Below are 1,534 nucleotides of genomic sequence, written 5' to 3' on the forward strand. Positions count from 1 at the left end.
CACTTATACGCCGGCCGCTAGCGCCGGCTGTCAGCCTCCGCCTAAGCGCCCCGGCCGGACGAATTGACGGGCCTTCCTGACGCAATCCGCTGGCTGTAAACCTGCGTCGATACACTGGCGACCGATAACCATAGATCGAAATATTCGAGCAGACTCGTCCCGTTTCCGGGAGCATTAATTTTTTTTCCCCGAGAACCACCAAATGAAAGCTTCTGCTTGGCGTTCCAATTCGAATAGCGTGCCGTTGCTCAAGATTGCCCGGGTATTCGTCACGTTCTGCGTCGCGGCTCTTGCCGCCCAAGCCACCCCGACGCTTGCCGCCGACAAGGAAGTTACGATCGCCTATCAGGACATGATGGTGCCGTGGCGCTACGCGCAGCAGCTCGACGAGGCTGGCAAGGAAACCGGCTACAAGGTCAGCTACCGCAAGTTCGGCGGTGGCGGCGACGTGATCCGCGCGATGGCGTCGGGCAACGTGCAAATAGGCGAAGCGGGTTCCAGCCCGGTCGCGGCGGGCTTGAGCCAGGGATTGCCGATTGAGTTGTTCTGGATCCTCGACAACATCAACGACGCGGAAGCACTGGTCGCGCGCGACGGCAGCGGCGTGAGCACGGTCGCCCAGCTCAAGGGCAAGCGCCTGGGCGTGCCGTTTGTATCGACGAGTCATTTTCATGCATTGCTCGCCATCAAGAATGCCGGCTTGAGTCCCTCCGACGTCAAAGTGCTGAACATGCGTCCTGCTGAAATCGCGGCCGCCTGGGAGCGCGGCGATATCGATGCTACCTATATCTGGAACCCGGTTTTGTCGAAGGTGGAAGCAAACGGAAAGGTCGTGACGACATCCGGGACGATCGCTGCACAAACCGGCCTTGCAACGTTCGACGGCTTTGTCGTGGATCGCAACTGGGCTAAGGCGAATCCCCAATTCATGGCGACGTTCGTGAAGATTCTTGCGAAGGGCGACGCCGATTATCGTGCGCATCCGGATCAGTGGGTTGGAACCACGCCGCAAGGCAAGGCGGTCGCCAGCGTCTCGGGTGGCACGCCGGAAGAAGTGAAGGCATCGCTCGCTCTTTACCAGTTCCCCACGCCCCAGGAGCAGTCTTCCGACAAGTGGCTTGGCGGCGGGTCGGCGTCGGGTGCCGCGAAGTCGTTGACGGCGACAGCAGACTTTCTGAAAGACCAGAAGACGCTGCAAAGTACGTTGCCCGATTATTCTGTTGGCGTCACGGACGAGTACGTCAAGGCTGTTGCCACCGCAAGGTAAGTGCCAAGGTGCCTTAGCAGGTACCTTGGCCAGTTCATTCACGGATATCCATCATGCTTGAAATCAGGGACCTGTCGATCGAATACCCCGCTAAAAAGGGGCCGCCGAACCTCGCCCTCGACAACGTTTCCTTGTCGATAGAAGCCGGTGAGTTCGTCGTGGTGCTTGGCGCGTCGGGTTGTGGCAAGACAACCCTGCTCAACACGATCGCCGGCTTTATTCCTCCGACCCGGGGCGAGATCGTGCTCGATGGCAGTCTGGTGGAAG

General features: G+C 59.6%; 2 protein-coding genes. Both read left to right on the forward strand.

The genetic code is table 11. The features are described from left to right. Positions 1–202 precede the first annotated feature (202 nt). A complete protein-coding gene (gene tauA, locus WCA53_RS33445) occupies positions 203–1,267 on the forward strand; it encodes a taurine ABC transporter substrate-binding protein (protein WP_423922186.1) in 1,065 nt (354 codons plus the stop codon). Positions 1,268–1,320: 53 nt separating this feature from the next. After that, on the forward strand, positions 1,321–1,534 hold a 214-nt coding region (locus WCA53_RS33450), incomplete at its 3' end, for an ATP-binding cassette domain-containing protein (RefSeq protein ID WP_423922189.1).

It is taken from the genome of Caballeronia sp., assembly GCF_049581465.1.
GTDB lineage: Bacteria > Pseudomonadota > Gammaproteobacteria > Burkholderiales > Burkholderiaceae > Caballeronia.

What these genes read in the sequence shown, in the direction of transcription:
- tauA (WP_423922186.1), top strand. Translation starts at nt 203, where the DNA reads ATGAAAGCTTCTGCTTGGCGTTCCAATTCGAATAGCGTGCCGTTGCTC.